We start from the raw sequence: 26,275 nt of genomic DNA on the forward strand, positions 1-26,275 counted from the left end.
AAGGCCAATAGAGCGATTATTGGCCTTTTTGCTGAGATTAATGCGTTTTTAAGCGTATTTTACACAGTTACGCCCAGCATTTTTCGCCTTATAGAGTTGCTCGTCTGCTCGCGCCATTAACGTCTCAGCATCATCCCCAGTTTGTAGGGTCGCCACACCAATCGATACGGTAATATGGCCTAAACTCTGTTTCTTTTCTTTTCCGATAGACAGCTTTTTAAGTGAAATACGCTCACGAATTTTTTCTGCCACATTGACGGCATCATGCAGTTTTGCATTTGGCAGCATCACCACAAACTCTTCACCGCCATAACGCGCCACTAAATCATCGCCTTTAACTGTATTTTTCATGGCTAAAGCCACATACGCTAACACTTTGTCGCCAATTAGATGACCAAAAGTATCGTTAAATAACTTAAAATGATCGATATCAATCATTAACAAACTGCAAACCGTTTGAGTGTCTGTAAATTTGGTCATTTGCTCTGCTGCAAATAATTCATAAGCGCGGCGATTCTTCAGCGAGGTCAACTCATCAGTCATGGCCACCTTACTTAAGTTATCCATTTCACTTTTTAGGTTAGCAATTTCATCTGACAACGAGACCAAGCTGCTGGTCATTTCACGATTTTTGGCAATCACTTGTTCAACTTCAGCAGCAATACTGAGCGCGATAAGGTTTAATTCATCCGAGCTTGGCTTAGCTTGCAATTGAGTACCGTAACCACTCAAATTAGCAGAAAAGGACTCAGTCCCTTGACCAAGTTGCTCAATTTTGTTGACGAGACTATTGATCAATATTTGAGTTTCAATTTGAACGTTTTCGATAATTTCTGGCGAGTGCTCTTCAATAAAGCGATTATATAAGCCTAAATTGACTTCTGGGGTAAACTTAACATCATTGGCAATTAGACCATCTATGGCACGTTTAAGGTTGAGGTTAGTTTCGGCAAAATAATCATACCAAATGGCATAGTTTTCAGGCGTTACAGGGATAGCTAACTCTGCCATTTTAGGTAACGCTAAATGCAAGATTTGCGATGTTTGTTCTAAATTTTGATTATTGTGCATCGAAAACGATACCTTATGATAAAAACAATGTGTCAAAGGTTATCAGTATGTTATGTCACACTTATGAACTAAACTCAATTAGAGATGCTAATTTAAACAAACTTTAAATTAATAAAATAACCCCATTGTCAGTCTCAGCCGTTTACTCTGTATTCATATTCAATAAGGAAATAACACCAATGAACACAAGCATACAATGTAAACCACTAATATTGGCTGCAAGTTTGCTCATCACGAGCATGCCATTGATAACTCAAGCCACACCGAAAACCAATAACGACACACTAAACACAATCAAGGTGCAAAGCCGCGTAATGAGTGCAGATAACTATCAGGCTCAAACAGATACAAACATGTTCCCTGCTCCGAGTAAGGCTATGGTGCAGCACATTTTAACCTTACCTAAACTCAATAATGAATCTGACTATTTAATTGAAATTCAAATAGGTCAAAATAAGCAAGTAGATTGTAATAAAGTCACATTACTTGGTGAAATAGAAACCCTATCACTTGAGGGTTGGGGCTATCGGTATTATCAAGTGAACAGCATAATGCAAGGACCAAGCACCAAAATGATGTGTACAGATGCTAAAACCGTGCAATTTGTAACCCTAGGCGACAGCCTAACCCAAGCATACGACAGTCGTTTACCCACAGTATTTTATCTACCAAAAGACGCTCAATTACGTTATCGAATTTGGCGGGCGGTAAGTGAATTTAACTACAGTAATAAATAGATAGTATTTAAATTATCAACAGCCTGCCGTCAATAGGTTACGACTATTATGTGGGATTAAGGCTGCCAGTAGCAGCCTTGTTGACAGACTTGTGTTTGCCATCAGGTTTATAAGAGTTCAGCTCAACGAGATGACCTATTGTACAGAACCAGTAGTAGAGTGATTAATAGCGTCGTACCCGCACGACTTGCATTATTTCGATTTCAAAGCCTGCAATCACTTCTTTAGAAGGGTAATAAATTAAATTCACCTTTTGACCCTGCAAACTTTTAAAGCGCTTAGGTCTTTTGTACTTAAAGGGAACATCACAATTTTCAATCATAAGGGTTTGCAGCACCCAATCACCGATTTCTCGCTGCGTATGAGAAATGACAGTCACGCCTTCAGTTTGCACTAAATTAGCGTGTTTCTTTAGTAATGCTTCTGGAACGGGTTTCATGAATTCACCTTCTTAAGAGCATCCAGAATGTCTTGGTATCGATAAGCACTAAAACGGCCAAAGCCTTGAAATTGTTTAACTTTCAATCGACTAAATCTTGGCATCACCATACCAGCTAAAAACTTAGCCTGTGTTGCTATGGTCAAAGTGGGTAACGATTTGTCTTGAACCACTTGCTGCAATGGTGCAAGTAAAGTGGCAATGTTGTCTGCCTCTGGTAATGCAGGCAACGTCTGTTTAGATAATACCGCAATTTGCCCTCGACAAACACTGCAATGGCCACATGTTTGTGGCGCAGCGTGATCATCAAAATACAGCGCTAATGCAGAGCTTAAACAGGTGTCGAGCTCAAAATAGGCGACCAACTTACTTATCCGCACAATTTCTTTGCGCTCATTATCACTAAAATAGTCCGATAATTGTTGCGTCAGTTGCTGTCGCTGCAAAGTAGATTGCAACGCTTGCTGATTGACGGTAAATACTTGAGTGATTTTTTTTGTTTCAAGCACAATCAATTGTTGTTCGGCTAGATATTCAAGCGCTGCAACTACCCGCTGACGCTCGCTACCATATTGCTGGTACAAACGGTCAAAATCCAGTTGCCCCCAAATCTTTTTAAAATGCGTATGTTCAAATATCTGGTTTAAAAATGCCTGGCGCTCAGGGTTAAAGCGATTAAGTATGACGTGTTTGTCTTCAACAAAGCGATATTTAAAGTCGGCAAAATACGCAAAACTTGGCTTAATCACATCCATGAGTTCTAACTGCACAAATAAGGTTTTTAAGGGCAGCGTTCTAATGTTGCAAGCGGTAGACAAAGATAGCTCTTGCACTTCCCAGCGCCCTTGATCCGTTTCTGTCGCAATAATCTCTAATAAATCAGCAATGCTTTCTGGCTCAGGTGTATCACCATACACAAAGTTTTCGACCGTATTTAACCCATCCAAGTTTGCCAGAGTATAGCAATAAGATAGCTGACCATCGCGCCCTGCTCGGCCGATTTCCTGACTGTAATTTTCTATCGATTTAGGTAAGTCATAATGAATAACAAAGCGAATATCAGATTTATCTATTCCCATACCAAAGGCAATAGTCGCAACTATCACCTGGACTTGATTATCCATAAACTGTTGCTGAATACTTTGTCGTGACTCTTGCTCCATCCCTGCATGATACGCCTGCGCGTTAACCCCAGCCGTTTTTAACAGCTGGGCAACGTCTTCTGCCGTGTGCTGTAACGTAACGTACACTATCCCTACGCAATCACTCGCCGTAAAGTGCTTTACATAATGCACAAGATGATGATTTTTCTCTTGTTCAGTCACGGCAATCACAGACAAATCTAAATTTGAACGATAAAAACCAGTTTGAACAATCTGCTGTGGTGCCAATGCAAACCGCGAGGCCATATCGCGTTTAACCTGTTCTGTTGCTGTGGCCGTTAGTAACAAGGTTTGTGGGATTGAAAACGCCTGACAAAACTGCGGAATTTTTAAATAATCAGGACGAAAATTATGCCCCCACTCTGAAATGCAGTGAGCTTCATCAACCACCAGTAATGAAATCGGCACAGAATGTAAAAACTGCCTAAAGCGCTCATTTTTAAAACGCTCAACCGAGACCATTAATATCCGAGTCTGTTTGTCACGAATATCTCGCATAACTTGTTGAGTTTGCTCGTAGGTTAAACTCGAATCAATACTGGCGGCAGCAATGCCTTTACTGGCCAAAAAAGCCAGCTGATCTTTCATTAATGCCAATAATGGTGAAATCACTAACGTCAAATTGGGCAGTTGTTGAGCACAAAACTGATAACACAAAGATTTACCAGAACCAGTGGGGAAAATCGCTAACGCGGAGTGACCAGACAAAATCGTTTCGATGACCTGTTGCTGCCCTTCTCTAAACTCAGCAAAGCCAAACTGTTGCTGCAAAAGTAAATGTAAATCGGCAACGTTTAAACGAGAAGAGCCCTGTGCAATAATTGGGGTATGGGTTGTCATAATGTTCCTTGTTATGAATGTTAAACCCAATACAGCATAGGCTTATGTAAAAAAGAGCGTGCCAACCATCAGGCTCAATATACCCTTATTGAGCCTGTTTACGGGCAATATATTGGTTAATCAACTGGGTTAGTTTGTCTTCAAATCGCTCTTCTATATCATCAAGGTTTTGATCGAACGATTGCACAAATTTGATGGCCTTATCGCGGGGTAATATTTTACCAGCAAGGCTGTATTGAATTTCTGCTAAGGATTTATCAAAACGAGGAGAGATAAACCATTGGCATATATCGGCATTAAAATTGGCTAAGCTCCGCTCGGCAAGTTGACAAAAAGTGATTATATGATCGACGCCATCAGGGCCTAGGCATCCGGGTTCGAGTCTACATAATATGACTAATTTTTGCATGCTGTTATGCCCAGAGCTATTGAGTAGGTCTTCCATAAAATTGTTATATCATCCTTAGCAGTCGGGTAAATTTGTATTATGGCACTTAGGATTTAAACCAAGCAAGCGATCCAATTGAGCTGCCATTTAGCATCCAGTAAAAATCAAAAAGATGCAAATTGCCCGGTTTTTACTTATCACTCACCGGTTGGTCAAGGCTCACAGCTAATGCATCAGTAAAAGCGTTAATATATTGATTTATCGGCGTTAAGGTTTCTTTAGCGCGGCGATTACGTCCAAGCAATGATGACTCAACAAATAAATCAAACCAGGCAGACAACGCAACACCATTTTGCGGCTCTTGGGCTGCGGTTAATGCCAATGAAGCCACTTCAGCAGTACCAAGCTGAAAATCATGACTGCCTTTACGCAGTGCATACGTCGCTAATGCCTCAGGGGCAAAGGATAACACTGGCATCTGGTGCAAATACGGACTTTTACGGTACATTTTTATGGCTTCACGCCAACTACCATCAAGCATAATCAACAAGGGAATTTTTTTATTGCCCTGAGCTTGCCCTAAATCATGTGGCAAAATTTGATTAACAATAGGTTGCTGGTTTTCAATGTATTGCTGCGGAAACACTAAGTAAGGCTGATAACGGTCATCATTTAGCACGGCAAACATAGCTTGATCGGGATCTGTACGAGTCCATAAAAACGCATGGGTATCAGGGATTAAATCAGCAATCAAGCGGCCGCTATTGGTAGGCTTTAATACTTCGTCGTTATACATCAATAACATAAAACTGACTTGCGTCGCCAAATATTGTCGGTATTTGCATGTGCAAAATAATTCACCCAATAAACACAATTCACAACGGATAAGCTTTTTCCCACGCGCACCAAACGGTTTTGTTGACAGTGATTTTCGATAAGCATGCAAGCGATGCACTGCATGTATCGGGGCTTTAAGATTTTGGCTAACAACTTGGGTCATATAACACTCTGAAGTGAAAAAAATTCATCACCATAAAGGTGATGAATATAAAATACGGTTTATACAATGAGGATTATAGGATACGGCGCAATAAAAAGTCAGCTTTTAAACGACGGATCCGATTCATGATCTTTTTCACTGGCTTGGGATATTTATGTAAAGTGTCTATTTGACTGTAATGAAACAAGCGCTCGGTATGCAATAAAATATGTGCTTGTTCAGCAATAAAAGACGCTTTCCAACTTCCTGACTCGTCATGTAACAACAAGCCATTTTCTAAATCTAATGCCCACGCACGGGGGTTAAGATTAGAGCCTGTAATAAGGTGTTTACGATTGTCTGCACTAATCCCCTTTAAATGGAAACTATTGATGCCGTCTTTCCATAAATGAATATTCAACTGACCATTTTCAATGGCCCATTGCTGGCGTTTAGCAAATTTACGTAACGATTGCTCATACATGTATGGCAAAGCACCAATGGTTGTAAAATCTTGCTCTGGTGGTATGTAAAAATCGTTTGCGGTTTTATCACCTACCACTATGTCTATCTTTTTGCCCGCACGAAGATGCTTAGCCAGTGCTCGTGATAATATCGCTGGAGGGTTAAAATAGGGGGTACAAATAAACAGGTGTTGCCTAGATGACTCAACCAGCTTAATAACGGTGTCGTTCAATAAATTATTTTTACGCCCCAACCCCAATAGCGGAGTAACACGATTACCAACGGTTGTGCCAGAATACTGATAATGCGCTTGAGAGAGCTTGTTTTTAAAGTTCTTAATATCCTGCTTTTCAGGGTTGTATTCGTTTTCTAAAGGCTGACTTAACACGCTAACAGCAGCATCATTGATGATGTCATTTTTTATCATATCGCGCATACATCGAGCGAGTTCAGCGCTTTCAATAACATGATAACGATCAAATCGGTACTTATCTTTTTGGTGCAGATAAATATTGTTAATACTTGCACCGCTATATATCACGGCATCGTCAATAACAAAGCCCTTGAGGTGCAACACGCCCATAAACTCACGTGATTTAACCGGTACACCAATAATATCAAACGGATGCGATGCTTCGGCCATCAAATTACGGTACAAAATATAATTACCACTGTCGCCTTTATGGCCAATGAGCCCACGACGGGCACGGTGATAATCGACCAGTACTTTGATGTCTAAATCTGGTTGGCGCGCTTTAGCAGCTAATAACGCATGCAACACTTCACGGCCGGCTTCATCGTCTTCGACGTACAAAGCGGCAATGTAAATTGAAGATGTTGCTGATGCAATTCGAGCTAATAATGCTTGTTTAAATTCTTGGGGAGTTAACAACCAAGATACCGCATCCGCTTTTAGCGCTATACCACCTAGCTTATCCAGCAAGGCATCCTCCTTAAAAATGAGTGACTCTCACAATCGTAAAGTGATGAGAAAATAAAACAGTCTACAGCCTATCGTTATGATTATGTGGGCTGCGACATAAGCAAGGCTTCGGGCTTAACGGGCAATATTGACAGACGTTTCGCCACACAACCCCCCTTTTCCACAAGATATCGCATTAATAGACCATACAATGGTTAAGTTTGCGTTAAATCGCAGCAATGGAGCCTAATTTAGCTGATAGAAATTACCGACTAACCAAGTGATGAGCAAGATGTTTCTTACTTTATACAGGTTTTAGTGGCATTAATTGCACAAAATGAACACAACCTAGCTAAATATGTTGCAATGTGCTGGCTTAGTGCACAGCAACTTACGCCACTAAGTGCCGACTTTCGCGTAATCCCTTTGGTATATAAGCCGCTTGACCATTAGAGCATTAACCTCAACAATATATTTTGCTAAACGCCCTAATAGTCGTTTCGGTGAATAATTTGTTAAGCTAAAATAACAAGATATTGCAAAGCATCATCGCACTTAGACAACGTTATAGGCATATATGTATTTACCTTTTCCTACTGCATTGCCCCAAAAACCTTCTCAGCGGCAGCATTTGCGCTTATGTAGCCTGTTATGTGTATTAACAACTTATTTTTTAGCGGCTCCGGCTGCATTAGCAGAAATAAAAATCCCACAAAATCTAGCGACATCTTCACAGGTCATTGAAACAACCGCCTCAGATAAAGCCGAAACCCAATACCTTGAAAACATGTTGCAATTACTTAAGCCGGCTTACGCGCAACTTGGAATAAGTGTTTGGGACATGACCACACAACAAGCTGTATTTACCTATAATGACCAATCATTGATGCAGCCAGCGAGCATTCAAAAACTGTTAACGGCATTAGCGGCAACAAAGCAACTCGGCCCAGATTTTTATTACCAAACCCAATTAAGCACATACCATCCAACGCCGCTCACCAAACAGATGATAAGTAATGGAGTTTATGGGGGTGATATTTATGTCGAATTTAGTGGCGACCCTACATTAACGTATCAAAACCTATTCCAATTACTGACATCATTGCGGGATCTAGGCATCAAGAAAATTGACGGCCAAGTAGTGTTAGTCAGCGATCAAGACAGCCAACTACAAGCGCCTGGTTGGGTGTGGGATGATTTAGGCATTTGTTATGCCGCGCCAATATCGCCTTTTATTATTGATAAAAATTGCGTTTATGGGCGTTTGTCAACCAAAGGGTATAATAAAACCGCTCAAATAACGTTAATGGGCAAGCGCCCTATCGACATTAGCAACGATGCCTACTTTATTAACCCTACCGTGGCACAATCGCAACACAAAGCCGCTCCTGCAGGCTCGGTGTATACGCAAGCCAACAGCCAACCAGCCTGCCAATTAACCCTAAACCGATTTGACAATAATCGTTACCATCTCACAGGTTGCCACGTAGGAGCTAAATCATTACCCCTAGCGATTGCGATTACGCACCCCGCACTTTATGCCCAAAATATTGTGGCTAAGCAATTAACCACTTTAGGCATACAACATAATGCGCCTATGGTACTAAGTCGCCACCAAATTAAACCTGCATCGGGTCAACGGCAACTGATTGCCAGTCATCAATCTGTCCCATTAACAGCATTGTTATCAACCATGCTATTAAAGTCAGATAATTTAATTGCAGACAGTTTATTAAAAAAACTTGGCGAGTCGTATTATCAATCGCCCAGTGACTTTGCTCGAAGTAGTCAAGCAATGAAAGCCATATTGTATTCTTTAGGTATCGACTTAGCTGGCGCCAACATTGCAGATGGTTCAGGGTTATCACGTTATAATTTACTCAGTGCACACCAAGTACTAAATGTACTGACCACAGTTTATCAGCACCCTGAATATCATTTTTTACTCGACACCTTGCCAGAGTCTGGTGTTAGCGGCACCTTACGTTACAAACGTTACTTTAATAAATCACCCTTAAAAAACCATGTATTTGCCAAAACGGGCAGCATGTTAGGTGTGGCCAATCTTGCTGGTAAAGTCAAAGCAAGCAACGGCCATGACTACTTATTTGTATTAATAGAAAATGGCTTAAGCCCGCAAATTAAAAAGCAACAAAAAGCCCCTTTCTCAGCAGTATTTTTACAAACAATGATTGATGTACCAAGAAACGAGAACCGCTAAAGCACAGTGGTTTTCAATAATAATCTCAATAATTTCAGTCTAACACTGACAGTCATTGACTGTTGATATAACATTGTCAGCAAAATTGAAAAGCTAGACGCAAATCGGTTGGAGATAATATGGATAAGCAAGTCAGTTCCCGAGGCACCAAAGAAAAAGCTTTACGCCTAAATTTAGACGACAAAAAGTACGGTACTATTGTTGAAATTGGTGCGGGCCAGGAAGTAGCGCGTAACTTCTTTGTCGCTGGCGCGGCGGCGGGCACAATCGCTAAAACCATGTCTGCTTACGATATGAAGTTCTCAGATGCCATTTATGGCGTTCAAGAAGATGGCCGCTATGTCAGCAAGGCACGCGTGCTTGCAATGATGGAGCAAGAGTTTGATTTAGTGGTTGATCGTGTCGGTTCTGTACGTTCTAAATCATCTCGCTACTTTACCTATGCAGCTACCGTGGCAGCAAAAAGCTTTAATCGTAAAAACGAATGTCATGCTTGGTGTGGTGTACGGATCCAAATGTATCCTGGCGCTGAGCCCTCAAATATCATAGTGCACGTGCGTATGTTTGACGACAGTGCAGAAGCGCAGCAACAGGCTCTTGGCATTTTAGGAGTCAACCTGATTTATGCCAGCTACTATTATTTTGAAGATCCAAAGAAAATCATCGACTCGTTAACCGATAACATGAAAGCCAATCGTATTGAGATTGATTGTATCGATTTTCAGGGTCCCTATTTCGAAGATGTAGACAATCAAGCCAAGAACATCCACCTTATTCGTAGCTGGAAAACCCGGGCGATTATGTTTAAAGCCGATGGCAGTGTGGCCATACCTGCAGACATGCTCTACAAAAAAAACGTATTGACCATCCGCGGTTCATTTAAGCCCGTCACCAAACTCAATGTCGACATGATTGAGCAAGGCCTTAAAGCGTTTACTCTGCTTGACGGTGTCAATAACAAAAATACTGTACTCATTGCCGAAATCTCATTAAATGATTTGCACGGTAAAGACGCCAATATGTCTGAAAAAGACATCATGGAACGTGTAAAGCTGCTTAACACACTTGGTTATAACGTGATGATATCGGACTATACCCGATACTTTTCACTGCGAGCCTACTTTAGACAATACACCCAATTACAAATTGGTATTGTGGTTGGAATGGTTAACATTAAGCAAATTTTTGATGAAGAATATTACCGCGGCATGGAAGGCGGTATTCTTGAAGCATTTGGTAAACTCTTCCCAGACAATACCCGCTTATTCGTATATCCAGAAATGAATGAAAAAGGTGAAGTTAACGACTTAACCACGGTGAGCGTGCCCAATAATTTGCGTTATCTATTCCGCCATTTACTCGATAATGGCTTCATCACCAGCATAGAAAACAGCAACCCTGAGTTATTCAGTATTTATTCACGTGAAATTTTACAACAAATTTGCCGTGGACAAGACGAATGGAAAGAGGTGGTACCAGAAGCAGTCGCTAACGCCATTACTGAATTAAAGTTATTTGGCTATCGCGGTTAATCATAACGCCTCCATAACAACGCGCAATCATAGGATGGCAATGTCAGCCACCCTATGATTGGCATGTTTATCGCTTGCGGTTTCTGCTCACATTCGTTGACAAACCTTTACCCAGCATAAAATCATTTAATGATGTAGATCATACTTTTCAATTAAATATTTCTTTAATCTTTTCAATTAAAAATTGTTCTATTATTAAGCGCTCACCGTTCTGAGCATTCATTAAAAAACCAACATACTTTTACGCCGATAATCGAGTCTAATTAACTTAATAAGTATTGCTATGCTAATTCGACAAAGTATCAGTGTAAACGACAAGTTGGATATGATTTTGAATCTAAGGTGTTGAAAATATGTACACGTAGCAGACAACCTCTGAGTCGTACATTCACCAAATATCGAGAGCGGAGGTTGATCAATTAGGCCTATAAACTTGAACGAACTCTGTATTAGTAAAATCGATTAGACAGATTCATAAAAGTCGCTTTAATAGCCAAATTGAGTCAGTTAGTCTTGAGAGATAGTCAATGGTGCTTAACGTATAAACTCGTACTGTGATAAAGGAAAATCTCATGGAAAAAGCAAAACACACCCAGCGTAAATGTCCGGTAAACCACGGCGGTAACACCGCTGTAGCTAACGATGTGATGGAATGGTGGCCTAACGCACTTAACCTCGATATTCTTCACCAACACGACAGCAAAACCGATCCAATGGATCCTAATTTTAACTATCGTGAAGCCTTTAAATCTTTGGACCTTGCCGCTGTAAAAAAAGATCTCACCGCACTAATGACAGACAGCCAAGACTGGTGGCCAGCAGACTGGGGCCACTATGGTGGTTTGATGATCCGTATGGCCTGGCATTCAGCAGGTACCTACCGTATTGCCGATGGTCGCGGTGGTGCTGGCACAGGTAACCAACGTTTTGCACCACTCAATAGCTGGCCAGACAACGGCAACTTAGATAAAGCTCGTCGTCTTTTATGGCCAATTAAAAAGAAATATGGCAACAAACTCTCTTGGGCTGATCTGATGATTTTGGCTGGTAACGTAGCCTATGAATCGATGGGCTTAAAAACCTTTGGCTTTGCTGGTGGTCGCGCTGACATTTGGCATCCAGAAAAAGACATCTATTGGGGTTCAGAAAAACAATGGCTAGCACCAAGTGGATCGGAAAACAGCCGTTATTCTGGTGAGCGCGATCTCGAGAACCCACTTGCTGCAGTCATGATGGGCTTAATATATGTGAACCCTGAAGGGGTTGACGGTAACCCTGATCCACTGAAAACCGCACACGACATTCGTATTACCTTCGCGCGTATGGCAATGAATGATGAAGAAACCGTTGCCCTTACCGCAGGTGGTCACACAGTAGGTAAAGCCCATGGTAACGGCCGAGCTGAAAACTTAGGCCCAGATCCAGAAGGTGCGGATATTGAAGAGCAAGGCCTAGGTTGGATCAACAAAAAAAGCCGAGGAATTGGCCGCGATACCGTCACCAGTGGTATTGAAGGCGCCTGGACCACAAACCCTACACAATGGGATAACGGTTATTTTGAGTTATTACTTAACTACGATTGGGAACTCACCAAAAGCCCTGCTGGCGCATGGCAATGGAAGGCTGTCAATCTTAAAGAAGAGCACAAGCCTGCAGACGTTGAAGACCCGTCAATTAAAGTCGAACCTATGATGACCGACGCCGACATGGCAATGAAAATGGATCCTCAATACCGCAAGATTTCAGAACGATTTTATAAAGATCCAGCCTACTTCTCTGACGTATTTGCTCGCGCCTGGTTTAAATTAACTCACCGTGATTTGGGCCCTAAAGCTCGTTACCTAGGCCCAGATGTGCCAGCAGAAGAGTTAATTTGGCAAGATCCTATTCCAAAAGTGGATTACACCTTAACTGAACAAGAAATCAGTGACTTAAAAGCAAACATCTTAGCCACAGGGTTAAGCGTTGCTGAGCTAGTGGCGACCGCATGGGACAGCGCGCGTACTTTCCGAGGTTCTGATTACCGTGGTGGCGCAAATGGTGCTCGCATTCGTTTAGCACCACAAAAAGACTGGCAAGGTAATGAACCGGCAAGATTACAAAAAGTGCTTGCAGCACTCACTAGCGTTCAAGCTGGGTTCAGCAAATCAGTTAGCATGGCAGACCTTATTGTACTGGGCGGCAGTGCAGCTGTTGAACAAGCAGCAAAAGATGCTGGTGTTAATATCACAGTCCCGTTTGCACCTGGTCGTGGTGATGCCACCCAAGAGCAAACCGATGTTGAGTCATTTGAAGTGTTAGAACCATTACACGATGCATATCGTAACTGGCAAAAGAAAGACTATGTGGTGCAGCCAGAAGAGATGATGCTAGACCGCACCCAATTAATGGGCTTAACCGCACATGAAATGACCGTACTTGTTGGCGGCATGCGTGTATTGGGCACTAATTACGACAACACACAGCACGGTGTATTTACCGACAATGTGGGTGTGTTATCAAATGACTTTTTCGTCAATTTAACTGACATGGCTTACAGCTGGAAACCTGTCGGCACCAACCTGTACAACATTGTTGAACGTGGTACCAATAAAGTGAAGTGGACTGCGACTCGTGTTGACTTAGTGTTTGGTTCAAACTCTATTTTACGCTCGTACGCAGAAGTTTATGCCCAAGACGATGCAAAAGAGAAGTTTGTAAACGACTTTGTTAACGCATGGACCAAAGTAATGAATGCCGATCGATTTGATCTGGCCTAATTCTTATTGTTAACAACAAAAAAGCACTGAGTATTCAGTGCTTTTTTATTTACGCGTTAAAATTACTGTGAGTCAAACTAACCTTTTAAAGCCGAATCAATCATGGTTTGTGCTTGAGCAATAATCTCATCAAGATGCTGCTGGCTTATAAAGCTTTCAGCGTAGATTTTAAATAACGCTTCAGTGCCAGATGGGCGAGCAGCAAACCAGCCATTGGCAGTGGTCACTTTAATCCCACCAATAGCCGCATTGTTACCGGGTGCATGGCTTAAAATCGCTGTGATCGCTTCACCGGCAAGCTCGGTCTCAGTAAAGCTTTGAGCGTTGAGCAATTCAAACTTAGCTTTTTTCTTCAGGCTAATTGGGCTGTCGATACGGGTATAAAAACTCTCACCAAACTCTTCAGTTAACTCTTTATAACGCTGCGCTGGCGTTTTACCGGTCACCGCTAAAATCTCAGCGGCTAATAGCGCTAAAATAAAGCCATCTTTATCAGTACACCAGGTGCTGCCATCACGTTTTAAAAACGCCGCGCCGGCACTTTCTTCACCGCCAAAAGCAATGGTGCTTTGGGCTAAACCATCAACAAACCATTTAAAACCCACTGGTACTTCTAAGCACTGACGACCTAGTGCATGACACACCCGGTCAATCATCGCACTTGACACTAACGTTTTACCTACTGCTAACGACTGATTCCAGTCAGGGCGATGTGTCATCAAGTAATCAATGGCCACAGCTAAATAATGGTTAGGGTTCATTAACCCAAAGCCTGGGCACACAATACCATGACGGTCATAATCAGGGTCGTTACCAACACATAAATCGTAGTTTTCGCTGTGAGCAAGAAGCCCTGCCATTGCATAAGGCGATGAGCAATCCATACGGATTTTGCCGTCTTTGTCCAGCGGCATAAACCCAAAAGTTGGGTCTACTTTGTCATTAACAAGCGTTATATCAAGACCATATTGGGCGGCAATTTGTTCCCAATAATAAATACCAGAACCACCTAACGGATCGACACCTATACGAATATTGGCTTTATTAATTGCTTCCATGTCAATAACTTGAGCCAGAGACTCAACATAAGGGGCAATAAAGTCAACCTCATCAATCCAACCCGATTTAACCGCCACGCCATAATTGACTTTCTTAACGCCAGATAATTGCTCGGCTAGGTATTGATTAGCTTTAGCTTCAATAATTTTAGTGATCTCACCTTCAGCCGGTCCACCATGAGGTGGATTGTACTTAATGCCGCCATCTTGTGGTGGGTTGTGAGATGGAGTGATAATCAAACCATCCACTAAACCCGATGGCTTAGCCGCATTTGCACGAACAATGGCTTGAGAAACAACGGGTGTCGGGGTAAATCCATCATCTTGTTGGATTAACATTTTTACCTGGTTAGCCGTTAAAACTTCAACCACAGACATAAATGCGGCATAAGACAAGGCGTGGGTGTCAAAACCCACAATCATGGGGCCGGTAATATTCGCACTTTGACGATAGTCAACAACGGCCTGTGTTATTGCCCAAATGTGATTTTGATTAAAGCTTGTGTTAAATGCACTGCCACGATGGCCAGATGTACCAAATGTCACTTTTTGTTGCACGTCTTCCACATTTGGAATAATACGATAATAGTGACTCATCAATTTAGGAATATTCACTAAATCCGTTTGTAAAGCTTGCTGTCCTGCACGTTGATGAATGGCCACAAGTGGTCTCCTTGAGTTAGTTAACAAAGATTAAATTAAATGTATTGCGCAATGATACGAGCTTTTTCACTGTCACACCCCAAATGCACCAACACCTCAGTTAATATGGTTTGCTTTTTCGCAGTATTATTATTAGTTGTCACCCAAAAACCGCTGGCACCAATTTCTTTCGGGTTCGATGACTGGCTCGAATCCAATAACGCTTGTTTTGAACGGGCAAAATACAAACGGCCTTTACCTTGAATATCAAGAACCTTATTAAACTCAGTCGCGCTGGCGGCTTGTAAATTGCCTAATAAAAACATAAAGCGCCCCACCGCGCCCTTTTGCTGAGCCAATAAATGCTCATTCACGATAGACTTAAAATCAATCACGACGGTATTGTCTTCTGACTCTGTTTTTGTATCTGGCGAGGCTTGATCTGCAATGACTTTTTCAACGGCCGCTTTTGCTTGGTTAAATAACTGACTGCGTTGACTCTGAGCGTCTGATACTGGCTTTGGCTCAGTTTCAAGGCTAGGCTCACTAATGGCATCGGGTAAATCAACAACGACGGTTTCCACTGATAAATGTAATAAACGACGTAAAATATCTGAAGCACTCTCACCAATACGTTCCGTTTTACTGGCAATATAACGATAAAGTTCTTCATCAATTTCAATGTATTTCATCAGAGTCATCCTTATTCTTTTATCTGTATTAGGTTTAACGTTGCCAAACAACTAACGCCAAACGAGCGATCGCCGATCAAATTAACGTATCGGGATCAAAATATAGCTTCAGTGTATGCCAAGCATAACCTACTAATAAAGTGACAAAATCATTTAATCGTTCATATTCATTAAAAATTATTGGTACACGTTTAAATTTACAGCAACATTGGCTTAAACAAGCATCAAAACTTGATTTGCTTAAGTCATTACCGCAAAATTCTGCCCCATTCATTGTTGTAACGAGTTTATCGCATTATGCATTATGTTTCTGACGGTCACGGCGAACCGGTGCTGCTTATTCATGGTTTATTTGGCAATCTGGATAACTTAAAAAACTTAGGTAGTGTGTTAATTCACAATCATCAAGTTATCCGTGTCGATGTGCCTAATCACGGTTTAAGTGAACACTGGGACGATATGGATTACCCAACACTGGCTAATGCAATGGTTCAGTTATTAGATCAGTTAAACCTAACTGCTACACATGTGGTTGGTCACTCAATGGGCGGAAAAATCGCCATGGCAATTGCATTGTTACATCCCACACGAGTAAAAAGTCTAGTCGTTGCAGATATTGCCCCTGTGGCTTATGAGCCACGCCATCAAACTGTATTTGCAGGGCTAACCAGCCTAGTCTTTGACGAAAATACCAGCCGTAAATCGGCATTAACCCATTTAGTGTCTTCTGGCATAGATGAAGGTACCGCGCAGTTTTTACTTAAAAACCTACAACGAACCGAGTCTGGCTTTGAATGGAAAATGAACCTTGATGGTCTAATTAACGCCTATGAACGTATTATTGGTTGGGATTTGCCAATCAGTGCTGATGTACATTTTAACAAGCCAACGCTATTTATACGCGGCGGGGACTCAAACTATGTTACGGCAGAACACCGAGATGAAATTGTTCGCCAATTTCCACAGGTCACCGCAAAAACCCTAAATGGCACAGGCCATTGGCTACATGCACAAAAGCCTGAAATGTTTAATCGTATCGTTGCTGAGTTTATTGAACAAAACCAAGGGTAAATTTAATAATTTACTTTATTGCGCATACCCAATTCTGACACGATGTGGTATATTCGCGCCCTCTTTTCGCCAGACATGATAAAAGCGAAGGTAGAAGTATGTTAAATCAGTACATGGATCAAATTGAAGCCGTTGGGTTAAACTTGTTTTTTGCTGCGATATTCTTCTTTATCGGTATGGCAATCCATGATGTGCTCAAGCAAGGTAATGTCCCTAAATTTGGTCGATATATTGTTTGGGCAGTGCTATTTCTCGGCTGCGCCGGGTTTATTGCAAAAGGTATTATACAGATGACCTGGGAAGGCTCTGGGATCGGTTAAAAATACAATGGCAAAAGAAACAACAGATAGAACGACTATTGACCTTTTTGCCACAGAAACACGCCGAGGGCGTCCGAGAAGTAACCCACTGTCTCGGGAACAGCAATTAAAGATCAATAAGCGAAACCAAATTCAGCGTGATCGCGCTAACGGTTTAAAGCGAATAGAGTTAAAAGTGTCACAAGATTTATATGATGCCTTGAACCAACAAGCTTTGAACAGTAACATCAGTCGTAGCCAGTTAATCGAATTTATTCTGCAACAGCAACTCGACAACTGAGACGTTTTTCGAACATCGCACAACGCGAACTAGATATTTAAAGGATAGACAATGGCAACTGTAGGTCTTTTTTTCGGTAGCGACACAGGTAACACCGAAGCTGTAGCCAAAATGATCCAGAAAAAACTGGGTAAAAGCATGATCGATGTTAAAGACATCGCTAAGAGCACCAAAGAGCAAATCGCTGAATACGACTTGCTTATGTTTGGTATCCCGACCTGGTATTACGGCGAAGCACAGTGCGATTGGGATGATTTTTTCCCAGAACTTGAGCAAATCGACTTTACCGACAAGTTAGTGGCGATTTTTGGTTGTGGTGACCAAGAAGACTATGCAGAATACTTCTTGGATGCTATGGGCATGGTCCGCGACATCGTTGAAGCCCGTGGTGGTATCATCATTGGTCACTGGCCAACTGAAGGTTACGACTTCGAAGCTTCTAAAGGCTTAGTCGACGATAAACACTTTGTGGGGTTAGGGATCGACGAAGACCGCCAGCCAGAGCTTACTGAAGAACGTGTTGATGCATGGGTTAAGCAAATTTACGACGAAATGTGTTTAGCTGAATTGGCCGACTAAATCCTGGCCGACTCTGTCAACAAAAAGCGGCTTATAGCCGCTTTTTTAGTATAAACATCTACCCTGACGATCAATATTGTTATGCCTACAATAAAGCCCAACCCCACAGCTAAGCACTGGGACATCTTTTGCACCGTGGTCGACAACTATGGCGACATCGGCGTAACGTGGCGTTTAGCGAAACAACTGGCAGCAGAATACCTTTTACCCGTTAATTTATGGGTCGATGATCTACACAGTTTTTCGCATATCTTACCGACATTAAACCCAAGCCTGCCACAGCAAACCTTTAACGGTGTGAATATATTTCAATGGAATAACCCACTAGATATAAGCTACAACGCTGGCCAAGTCGTCATAGAGGCGTTTGCCTGTGAATTACCCGAACAGGTAAAAACCGTTATTGAGCAATTACATCAATGCCCACAAAGCCAAACACCTCATTGGATAAACTTAGAATATTTAAGCGCCGAAGAGTGGGTTGAAGGCTGTCATGGTTTACCGTCAACGCAAATGAATGGCATAAAAAAGTGGTTTTATTTCCCAGGATTTACCCATAACACGGGCGGATTGATTTGCGAAAAACATATTCTTAATGATCGCATTCAGTGGCAAGCAAATCCTAACAATAAGATGGCATTGTTTGCCGACCTCGGTTTACATGGAATTAAAGTTAATGACACTGTTATCAGTGTATTTAGCTACGAAACCGATGCGCTTCCTGCCCTCATTCACCATTGGCAAACATCTGCCACCGCCATACATGCACTTGTCCCAAAAGGCCGCAGTTTAACCAGCTTGGCGTCTGTGCTCAATTGTGACACACAAAATTTGATACCCGGTCAACAATTCTCTCTTGGCAATCTCACGGTTCATATCTTACCTATGACCGACCAAATTGGCTTTGATCGCTTGTTATGGAGCGCTGATTTTAATATTGTACGCGGTGAAGATTCATTTTTACGGGCACAATGGGCTGCAAAACCATTTATTTGGCACATTTATCCGCAAGAAGATGATTATCATCTGGTAAAATTAGAAGCTTTTATGAAGATTTACTGCGATAATCTGCCGGCAGAAATCGCGACCCCTTGGCGTGAGGTGAATTTGGCCTTCAATCAAGGTGATCAAAATGCCATAGTGAGTTATTGGCAACAATTAAATTCTGTTATTTTGCCGTTACAGCAACATGCCATTAATTGGCCAAATAACGCATTAAATGATGCAGATCTTGCGAGTCGACTAGTTCAATTCGTTAAAAATAGCTAAGATACTGCTCTGTAAATATAAAAAGTCCATATATATAGGAAATAGTACAATGAAAACTGCTCATGAAATCCGTCCTGGTAACGTGATCATGTTAGATGGCAGCCCATGGGTTGTTCAAAAAACTGAAACAACTCGTTCTGGCCGTAACGCTGCAATCGTTAAGTTAAAATTAAAAAACTTATTGCTCGATTCTGGCACTGAACAAACCTTCAAAGGTGAAGACAAGTTAGACGATATCATTTTAGAACGTCTAGATTGTACGTATTCTTACTTTGCTGATCCTATGTATGTATTTATGGATGAAGAATACAACCAATACGACGTTGAAGCTGACAACCTAGGTGATGCAGCAGCATTCATCGTTGATGGTATGGAAGATCAATGCCAAGTGACATTCTACAACGGCAAAGCCATTTCTGTAGAATTACCAGTGCACATCGTACGTGAAGTTATCTACACTGAGCCATCTGCTCGTGGCGATACGTCAGGTAAAGTAATGAAGCCAGCGACTATCACTGGTGGTGGTACTGTTACTGTTGCAGACTTCGTTAAAGTGGGCGACAAAATTGAAATTGACACTCGCACTGGCGAGTTCAAAAAGCGCGTTTAATCGCCAGTTAATTTGAGTTTAAGCAGAAATAGCAATAACTCAAGTAAACACCCCAAAAGCCAGCATACGTGCTGGCTTTTTTGCACCCAAACAACATTAAAAATCTAAAAATAGCAAACCACACAGCATAAAACACTAAAGCAAAGGCTTAAGTAGCCCACAAAACAGCATTAATCACTAATATTATTATTCAATTTGTACATTTGCCTCTTCCACAATATCAATAAATTCGTTATGGTTCGCTAACTTAAGCCGTAATTAGTTATCGAGAGAAGTATGCGCCCCATAATCAAATCCAATAAACTTGACTCTGTTTGCTACGACATCAGAGGACCTGTTCACAAAGAGGCCCGTCGTTTAGAAGACGAAGGTCACCGTATTTTAAAATTAAACATCGGTAACCCAGCCCCATTTGGATTTGAAGCCCCAGAAGAAATCGTGCGAGACGTGATTTTAAACCTGCCCAGCGCCCAAGGTTATTGCGAATCTAAAGGGTTATTTTCTGCCCGCAAAGCCATTGTGCAACATTACCAAGCACAAGGTATATTTGGGGTAGATATTGAAGATATCTATATTGGTAACGGTGTCTCTGAGCTAATTGTGATGGCCATGCAAGGGTTACTCAATACCGACGATGAAGTGCTCATCCCCTCGCCTGATTATCCATTGTGGACAGCGGCAGCGAATTTAGCCGGTGGCAAAGCCGTGCACTATCGTTGCGACGAAGAAGCAGATTGGTTTCCAGATTTAGACGATATAAAAAGTAAAATCAGCAGCCGCACTCGAGCCATAGTATTAATTAACCCAAACAACCCAACTGGCGCAGTATATAGTGAAGAGTTGCTGTTACAGGTTATTGAACTTTGCCGCCAGCACGACCTCATATTATTTGCTGATGAAATTTACGATAAAATTTTATATGACGAGGCAAAGCACATTCCTGCCGCGCGTTTGTCTGACGATATTTTAACCATCACCTTTAATGGTTTATCTAAAGCATATCGCGCCGCGGGTTTTCGCGTGGGTTGGATGATGTTATCGGGAAATTTAAAGGCAGCCAAGAGCTACATTGAAGGCCTAGAAATGCTTGCCTCTATGCGCTTATGTGCCAACGTACCCAATCAACATGCAATACAAACGGCTTTAGGCGGCTATCAATCAATTAACGAATTAATTCTGCCTAATGGTCGGTTAACCGTACAGCGAGATGCCGTGTACGAATTGCTTAATCAAATTCCTGGCGTGATCTGCAAAAAGCCAAAAGGCGCCTTATATGCCTTCCCGAAATTAGACATGAAAAAGTTTAATTTGCGCGATGATGAACGCCTAGTGTTAGATTTGCTTAAAACAAAGAAAATTCTGCTAGTACAAGGCACTGCATTTAATTGGCCAGAGCCCGATCATTTACGTGTTGTATTTTTACCGCATAAAGAAGATTTGGCCAAAGCACTACACGAGTTTGGTGACTTTTTAGAAGATTACCGCCAGTAAATGGGTAGATTTTCAACATAACTTAAAGATAAGCGACTGAACAGTCGCTTTTTTTTATCCTAAAGCTCAGGTAAGCTGACAAAACAGAAACTACAGTTGATTGAGCGCAGTAAGGAGTCTCATGAGCCATTTATTTGCCCATTTAGCCCGGATGAAGTTAATTCAACGTTGGCCATTAATGTATAACGTTCGCCGTGAAAACGTTCAGGAGCATTCATTACAAGTGGCCATGGTCGCCCATGCATTAGTGATTATCAGTAATAAGAAGTTTGCAACCCACTTAGACGCAAACAAAGCCGCAACCATTGCGATTTATCATGATGCCAGTGAAATTCTAACAGGCGATTTACCGACGCCGGTGAAGTACTTTAATAAAGAAATTGAAGCGGAATATAAAAAGATAGAAGCCATTGCAGAGCAACGTATGTTAGAAATGGTGCCCGATGAATTTAAAGACGATTATCGCAGCTTATTTATTAGCGAACAGGCCGACCCACAATATAAAGCCATTGTTAAAGCCGCCGACACCCTGTGCGCCTATTTAAAATGTTTAGAAGAACAAAAAGCCGGAAACAGTGAATTTAACAGTGCCCGTAAACGTTTAGAACACATGCTAGATGAAAACCCTAACCCAGCAGTACGATATTTTAGAGACTGTTTTATCCCAAGCTTTACCCTCAATTTAGACGAAATTAATCAAATGCTGTAAGGAGCCCTATGTCCGACACCACAACACAGCAAGACAATATATGGCACCAGCGCCTGTTAGGTGAAGACAAGCAACGCCGTAATGATCATCGAAGCCCTTTTCAACGCGATCGCGCTCGCATACTACATTCAGCTGCATTTAGACGTTTACAAGCCAAAACCCAGGTACTCGGTGTTGGTATGAATGATTTTTATCGCACACGGTTAACGCATTCGCTAGAAGTGTCTCAAATCGGTACAGGCATTACCGCCCAATTACGCCGTAAATACCCTCAGTTAAAACCCTTACTCAACTCAATGAGTTTAATCGAATCAATCTGTTTAGCTCACGATATAGGTCACCCGCCATTTGGACACGGCGGTGAAGTTGCACTGAATTATATGATGCGCCATCACGGCGGATTTGAAGGCAACGGCCAAACCTTCAGGATTTTGTCGAGACTAGAACCTTACACGCCATCCTGGGGAATGAACCTCACTAGGCGAACCTTGCTTGGGATCATGAAATACCCGGCAATGCATTCACAACTGTATATAGATCTCAACAAACCCGACATTGCAAACCATAGGCAATTAAAGCCCTCTGATTGGCCGCCCGTAAAAGGGTTATTCGACGATGACCAACCGATTATTGATTGGGTATTATCGGCTCTGAGCGACGACGACCGGCAATTGTTTATTAGCAGCGAGCAAAGCACAGTTAACACCCATTACCCTCACCTTAAAACGCGCTTTAAATCATTAGACTGCTCAATTATGGAGCTGGCAGATGATATTGCCTATGCAGTACACGATCTCGAAGACGCCATCGTCATGGGCATTGTTAACCAAAGGCAATGGCAAAGCGATGTCGTAGAGCCACTTTGCAATATAAATGATGAGTGGCTTAAATCAGAAATTGCCAAGATTGGCGAAAAGCTGTTTTCTCACGAGCATCACCTTCGAAAAGATGCCATTGGCACCCTGGTAAATGGCTTTGTTACTGCCATAAATATCAATACCCATGAGCTCTTTGAAGCCGAGTTACTCAAATATAATGCAGAATTACAAACCGATTTTGCCCTAACGCTTCATGTACTCAAACAACTGGTGTTTAAATACGTCATTCGTAAGCCTGAAATTCAAATGATCGAATATAAAGGCCAGCAAATTGTAATGGAGTTATTTGAAGCTTTTGCCTCAGATCCTGAACGTTTATTACCCGTTAATACGCGCGAGCGATGGTTAACGGCAACCTCAGAGCAAACCAACCCTATGCGAGTAATTGCAGATTATATATCAGGCATGACAGATGAGTTTGCAGGCAGGTTACATCAACAGTTGTTTGGTTCTAAAAGTGCAGGGATTTTAGAGTTAAACAACGAGCACTAATGGTGGTTAGAAAAGAAAAAAGCGCTTAGTTATCTCAACTAAGCGCTACTGGGTTAAATAAAGGGGAACTAACCCAAACGACACACGACACTTCACTTTTACATACAACAATTGTTTACATAAAACGGTTTACTGCCTTATCCATTAACCCCTTATTGTGGCTGCATAAATGCATTAATTTGCTCAAGCGTTAACTCAGGTGTTGCACCAGCAGACTGAGCAACCATCGCACCAACAGCGCAAGCAAAATCGATGGCAAACTGTGGATTATTGTCAGTGCATAATTGATACAATAACGATCCTAAAAAAGAATCGCCTGCACCAACCGTATCAACCACTTTGACTAAGTAGCCAGAGTTGTAAAACTTTTGGCCATTAACACTTAACAAAGCACCATGACTGCCTTTTGTCACACACAAATACTGAGTTTGTGTTTGCGCAGCAATAAAATCTAAATTTTGTTCTAAAGAATTAAACGGTGAGCCCATTGCCTTGGCAATTTCGTATAACTCATCATCGTTTAATTTGATAAAATCAGCTTTATTCATCAACTTAACTATACTGTCGATGTCATAGTGTGGCGCACGAAGGTTAACGTCAAACACACTAAAATTAGCGCATTCCACTAAAGCAGCTAACGTTGCAAAAGAGACAGGGCTTCGGCCGATTAAACTACCAAACACAAATACATCAGCCTGTTTTACCTGGCTAATCACACTGTCTGTTAACTCAATATTATCCCAGGCAGTGTCGGCAACAATTTCATATGATGCAGATCCATTTTTATCTAATGTTACTTGTACTGTACTGGTACTTTTATGCGGATCAATGGCAATACAATCACGATTGACGCCACGCTCATCAATAAAGGCCAACAACTCTTGCCCAAGCGCATCATCACCAACAGCACTAATCATGGCGCCTTTAATGCCTAACGCATTGAGCCTAACACACACATTTAGTGGTGCCCCGCCAACGCGCTTACCGTCAGGAAAGCAATCCCACAACACTTCACCAAAACAACTGATGTTAATATCAGCCTTGGCTTTATGATTAATTAATATGCTATTCATATGGCTTAACCTTTTGCTTGTAATCTTGCTTGCATAATCGTTTTTATATCACTGCCAGGTGCATACAATGCAGCAATGGCTTGGCGGTAATCCTTACAGAAATTAGCCTGATTATTTAATTCACCAAATAAGTCGGTTATCTGTAAAAACGCCAAAGGATCTTGCTCGGTTTTACTTGCATAATCGTGTAATTGAGCAGCCATTTGGTCGTTAATATCAAGTTTATTACCTTGCTGATCCACACGCTTGTCACTGTATAAACACCACGCTGCAATAACTAAAGTCGCTAAAGAAGTATCTCGGCCCTGTGCGATGTTTTCATTAATTGAAGCAATAAGAAACTTAGGTAATTTTGCTGAGCTTTCTAAACAAATACGCGCCAAACTGTCTTTAATGTTTGGATTAGCAAAACGCTCAATTAAGGTGTCTTTGTACTGAGTTAAATCAATACCGTCTAGTTGGTCTAATAATGGTGTGACTTCATCATCCATAAATTTGCGTAAATACGCTGCAAATAACGGATCGGTCACCGACTCATCAATAGTAGCAAACCCATTGATAGAACCAAGCAAGCCTAAAACAGAATGGCCAGCATTGAGTAAACGAATTTTCATTTTCTCAAAAGGGGTAACATCGCTAACAAATTGAGCACCAACAGTATCTAACGCAGGGCGGCCATCACTAAAGTTATCTTCAATAACCCATTGAGTAAAGGCTTCACACGTAATTGGCCATTCATCATTAACATTGTATGCATTGGCCACATATTCAATATCTGCTTTGGTTGTTACTGGGGTAATACGGTCAACCATCGCATTTGGAAACGCCACATTTGCAGCAATCCATTGGCCAAGTTCTGCATCAATTTTACTCACAAATGCTAATAGCATTTTACGGGTCATGTCACCGTTGTGCTGAATATTGTCGCAAGACTGAATAGTAAAAGGTTTCATGCCCAAGGCTTTACGCTGTATTAATGCAGCAGTGATATAACCAAAGGCAGTGATTGGATCTTGTAAATTAGCCATATCATGGATAATTTCTGGGTTAGTAAAATCAAACTCACCTGTTGCAGGATTAAAGTTGTAACCACCTTCGGTAATCGTGAGAGACACAATTTTAGTGTCAGGATTAACCAGTTTATCAATGACCTGCTTTTTGTTTTCTGGTGCAAATAAAAAGTCGATCATTGAACCAATCACTTGATGATCGATCTGCCCATTCGGGTGTCGAACAGTAAGGCTATACAAGTAATCTTGTTTTACCAATACGTCACGTAAACCGCGGTTTGCTTCTAATAAGCCAACACCACAAATCGCCCACGATTCTGAGCCTGGCTTTTTTAGCAGCTCATTGACATACATAGCTTGATGAGCGCGATGAAAACCACCCACACCAATATGCACAATACCGGCAGTGAGTGAACTGCGGTCATAATTAGGCACATCAACATCGGCAGGTAAAGTTGGTAACGATTGTTGATTTAGCGTGTTCAGTTTAACGTTTGATTGTTGAGTGTGCTGCATGTTCATGCCCCGTAAAAAATAATTATCTATTTCGTGTTATTAACATAACACGCCTGACCCAAAGCAATT

23 protein-coding genes are annotated in these 26,275 nt (G+C 41.7%); 13 read left to right on the top strand and 10 right to left on the bottom strand.

Features of this window, described 5'->3' with window-relative positions; translation table 11 throughout:
- Positions 1 to 48: 48 nt before the first annotated feature.
- On the bottom strand, positions 49 to 1,071 hold the full coding sequence (locus IEW93_RS12605; RefSeq protein ID WP_188739684.1) for a GGDEF domain-containing protein: 1,023 nt from the start codon (positions 1,069 to 1,071) through the stop codon (positions 49 to 51).
- 179 nt (positions 1,072 to 1,250) lie between these two features.
- On the opposite strand from IEW93_RS12605, the gene eco reads away from it, so the two are divergent.
- Positions 1,251 to 1,808: a serine protease inhibitor ecotin gene (gene eco, locus IEW93_RS12610; protein WP_229706683.1), complete on the top strand. Its 558-nt coding sequence runs from the start codon at positions 1,251 to 1,253 to the stop codon at positions 1,806 to 1,808.
- A gap of 163 nt (positions 1,809 to 1,971) precedes the next feature.
- Here eco and IEW93_RS12615 read toward each other — a convergent pair whose 3' ends face one another.
- The 5 genes from IEW93_RS12615 to pssA all read right to left on the bottom strand — a co-directional run bounded on the left by IEW93_RS12615 (position 1,972) and on the right by pssA (position 7,025).
- Positions 1,972 to 2,247, bottom strand: a complete 276-nt coding sequence (locus tag IEW93_RS12615; RefSeq protein WP_188739685.1) for a hypothetical protein — start codon at positions 2,245 to 2,247, stop codon at positions 1,972 to 1,974.
- Complete coding sequence (locus IEW93_RS12620) at positions 2,244 to 4,250, bottom strand: RecQ family ATP-dependent DNA helicase (protein ID WP_188739686.1); 2,007 nt, start codon at positions 4,248 to 4,250, stop codon at positions 2,244 to 2,246. Before IEW93_RS12620 ends, IEW93_RS12615 begins: the two co-directional genes overlap by 4 nt.
- Before the next feature lie 85 nt (positions 4,251 to 4,335).
- Positions 4,336 to 4,659 (bottom strand): hypothetical protein, encoded by a 324-nt coding sequence (locus IEW93_RS12625; protein ID WP_229706684.1) that lies wholly within the window; start codon positions 4,657 to 4,659, stop codon positions 4,336 to 4,338.
- 169 nt (positions 4,660 to 4,828) lie between these two features.
- Positions 4,829 to 5,638, bottom strand: coding sequence for a tRNA-uridine aminocarboxypropyltransferase (locus tag IEW93_RS12630; protein WP_188739688.1), 810 nt, complete (start codon positions 5,636 to 5,638; stop codon positions 4,829 to 4,831).
- A 73-nt stretch (positions 5,639 to 5,711) separates the two neighbouring features.
- A complete protein-coding gene (pssA, locus tag IEW93_RS12635) occupies positions 5,712 to 7,025 on the bottom strand; it encodes a CDP-diacylglycerol--serine O-phosphatidyltransferase (RefSeq protein ID WP_188739689.1) in 1,314 nt (437 codons plus the stop codon).
- Positions 7,026 to 7,581: 556 nt separating this feature from the next.
- Between pssA and dacB the strand changes: the two genes are divergently transcribed.
- From dacB to katG, 3 genes are all read left to right on the top strand, one after another.
- Positions 7,582 to 9,225 (top strand): D-alanyl-D-alanine carboxypeptidase/D-alanyl-D-alanine endopeptidase, encoded by a 1,644-nt coding sequence (dacB, locus tag IEW93_RS12640; RefSeq protein ID WP_188739690.1) that lies wholly within the window; start codon positions 7,582 to 7,584, stop codon positions 9,223 to 9,225.
- 119 nt (positions 9,226 to 9,344) lie between these two features.
- Positions 9,345 to 10,757 (top strand): TonB-dependent receptor, encoded by a 1,413-nt coding sequence (locus IEW93_RS12645; protein WP_188739691.1) that lies wholly within the window; start codon positions 9,345 to 9,347, stop codon positions 10,755 to 10,757.
- A gap of 572 nt (positions 10,758 to 11,329) precedes the next feature.
- The gene (katG, locus tag IEW93_RS12650; protein WP_188739692.1) at positions 11,330 to 13,516 is read left to right on the top strand and encodes a catalase/peroxidase HPI; all 2,187 of its coding nucleotides are present in this window, start codon (positions 11,330 to 11,332) and stop codon (positions 13,514 to 13,516) included.
- 77 nt (positions 13,517 to 13,593) lie between these two features.
- Here the strand turns inward: katG and pgm are convergent, their stop codons facing one another.
- Positions 13,594 to 15,237: a phosphoglucomutase (alpha-D-glucose-1,6-bisphosphate-dependent) gene (pgm, locus tag IEW93_RS12655; RefSeq protein WP_188739693.1), complete on the bottom strand. Its 1,644-nt coding sequence runs from the start codon at positions 15,235 to 15,237 to the stop codon at positions 13,594 to 13,596.
- 35 nt (positions 15,238 to 15,272) lie between these two features.
- Positions 15,273 to 15,908, bottom strand: a complete 636-nt coding sequence (gene seqA, locus IEW93_RS12660) for a replication initiation negative regulator SeqA (RefSeq protein ID WP_188739694.1) — start codon at positions 15,906 to 15,908, stop codon at positions 15,273 to 15,275.
- Between the two features lie 297 nt (positions 15,909 to 16,205).
- Here seqA and IEW93_RS12665 point away from each other — a divergent pair, with 297 nt between their 5' ends.
- The 9 genes from IEW93_RS12665 (at position 16,206) to IEW93_RS12705 (ending at position 23,607) form a co-directional block, all read left to right on the top strand.
- Positions 16,206 to 16,979 carry an alpha/beta fold hydrolase gene (locus IEW93_RS12665; RefSeq protein ID WP_188739695.1) on the top strand — a complete coding sequence of 258 codons (774 nt, stop codon included), beginning with the start codon at positions 16,206 to 16,208 and terminating at the stop codon, positions 16,977 to 16,979.
- Between the two features lie 98 nt (positions 16,980 to 17,077).
- Positions 17,078 to 17,299, top strand: a complete 222-nt coding sequence (locus IEW93_RS12670) for a DUF2788 domain-containing protein (RefSeq protein WP_188739696.1) — start codon at positions 17,078 to 17,080, stop codon at positions 17,297 to 17,299.
- A gap of 7 nt (positions 17,300 to 17,306) precedes the next feature.
- Positions 17,307 to 17,579 carry a LexA regulated protein gene (ybfE, locus tag IEW93_RS12675; RefSeq protein WP_188739697.1) on the top strand — a complete coding sequence of 91 codons (273 nt, stop codon included), beginning with the start codon at positions 17,307 to 17,309 and terminating at the stop codon, positions 17,577 to 17,579.
- A 51-nt stretch (positions 17,580 to 17,630) separates the two neighbouring features.
- Positions 17,631 to 18,158, top strand: coding sequence for a flavodoxin FldA (gene fldA, locus IEW93_RS12680; RefSeq protein WP_188739698.1), 528 nt, complete (start codon positions 17,631 to 17,633; stop codon positions 18,156 to 18,158).
- 81 nt (positions 18,159 to 18,239) lie between these two features.
- The gene (gene earP, locus IEW93_RS12685) at positions 18,240 to 19,427 is read left to right on the top strand and encodes an elongation factor P maturation arginine rhamnosyltransferase EarP (RefSeq protein WP_188739699.1); all 1,188 of its coding nucleotides are present in this window, start codon (positions 18,240 to 18,242) and stop codon (positions 19,425 to 19,427) included.
- Between the two features lie 49 nt (positions 19,428 to 19,476).
- Positions 19,477 to 20,037, top strand: a complete 561-nt coding sequence (gene efp, locus IEW93_RS12690) for an elongation factor P (protein ID WP_188739700.1) — start codon at positions 19,477 to 19,479, stop codon at positions 20,035 to 20,037.
- A gap of 276 nt (positions 20,038 to 20,313) precedes the next feature.
- On the top strand, positions 20,314 to 21,528 hold the full coding sequence (locus tag IEW93_RS12695; protein WP_188739701.1) for a pyridoxal phosphate-dependent aminotransferase: 1,215 nt from the start codon (positions 20,314 to 20,316) through the stop codon (positions 21,526 to 21,528).
- Positions 21,529 to 21,649: 121 nt separating this feature from the next.
- Positions 21,650 to 22,237, top strand: a complete 588-nt coding sequence (yfbR, locus tag IEW93_RS12700; protein ID WP_188739702.1) for a 5'-deoxynucleotidase — start codon at positions 21,650 to 21,652, stop codon at positions 22,235 to 22,237.
- A gap of 8 nt (positions 22,238 to 22,245) precedes the next feature.
- Positions 22,246 to 23,607: an anti-phage deoxyguanosine triphosphatase gene (locus IEW93_RS12705; protein WP_188739703.1), complete on the top strand. Its 1,362-nt coding sequence runs from the start codon at positions 22,246 to 22,248 to the stop codon at positions 23,605 to 23,607.
- Positions 23,608 to 23,759: 152 nt separating this feature from the next.
- Here IEW93_RS12705 and IEW93_RS12710 read toward each other — a convergent pair whose 3' ends face one another.
- Together IEW93_RS12710 and IEW93_RS12715 are read right to left on the bottom strand one after the other, a co-directional pair.
- Positions 23,760 to 24,680, bottom strand: a complete 921-nt coding sequence (locus IEW93_RS12710; RefSeq protein WP_188739704.1) for a carbohydrate kinase family protein — start codon at positions 24,678 to 24,680, stop codon at positions 23,760 to 23,762.
- A gap of 5 nt (positions 24,681 to 24,685) precedes the next feature.
- A complete protein-coding gene (locus IEW93_RS12715; RefSeq protein WP_188739705.1) occupies positions 24,686 to 26,206 on the bottom strand; it encodes a mannitol dehydrogenase family protein in 1,521 nt (506 codons plus the stop codon).
- Between the last annotated feature and the right edge of the window lie 69 nt (positions 26,207 to 26,275).

This window comes from Shewanella inventionis (assembly GCF_014641855.1).
GTDB lineage: Bacteria > Pseudomonadota > Gammaproteobacteria > Enterobacterales > Shewanellaceae > Shewanella > Shewanella inventionis.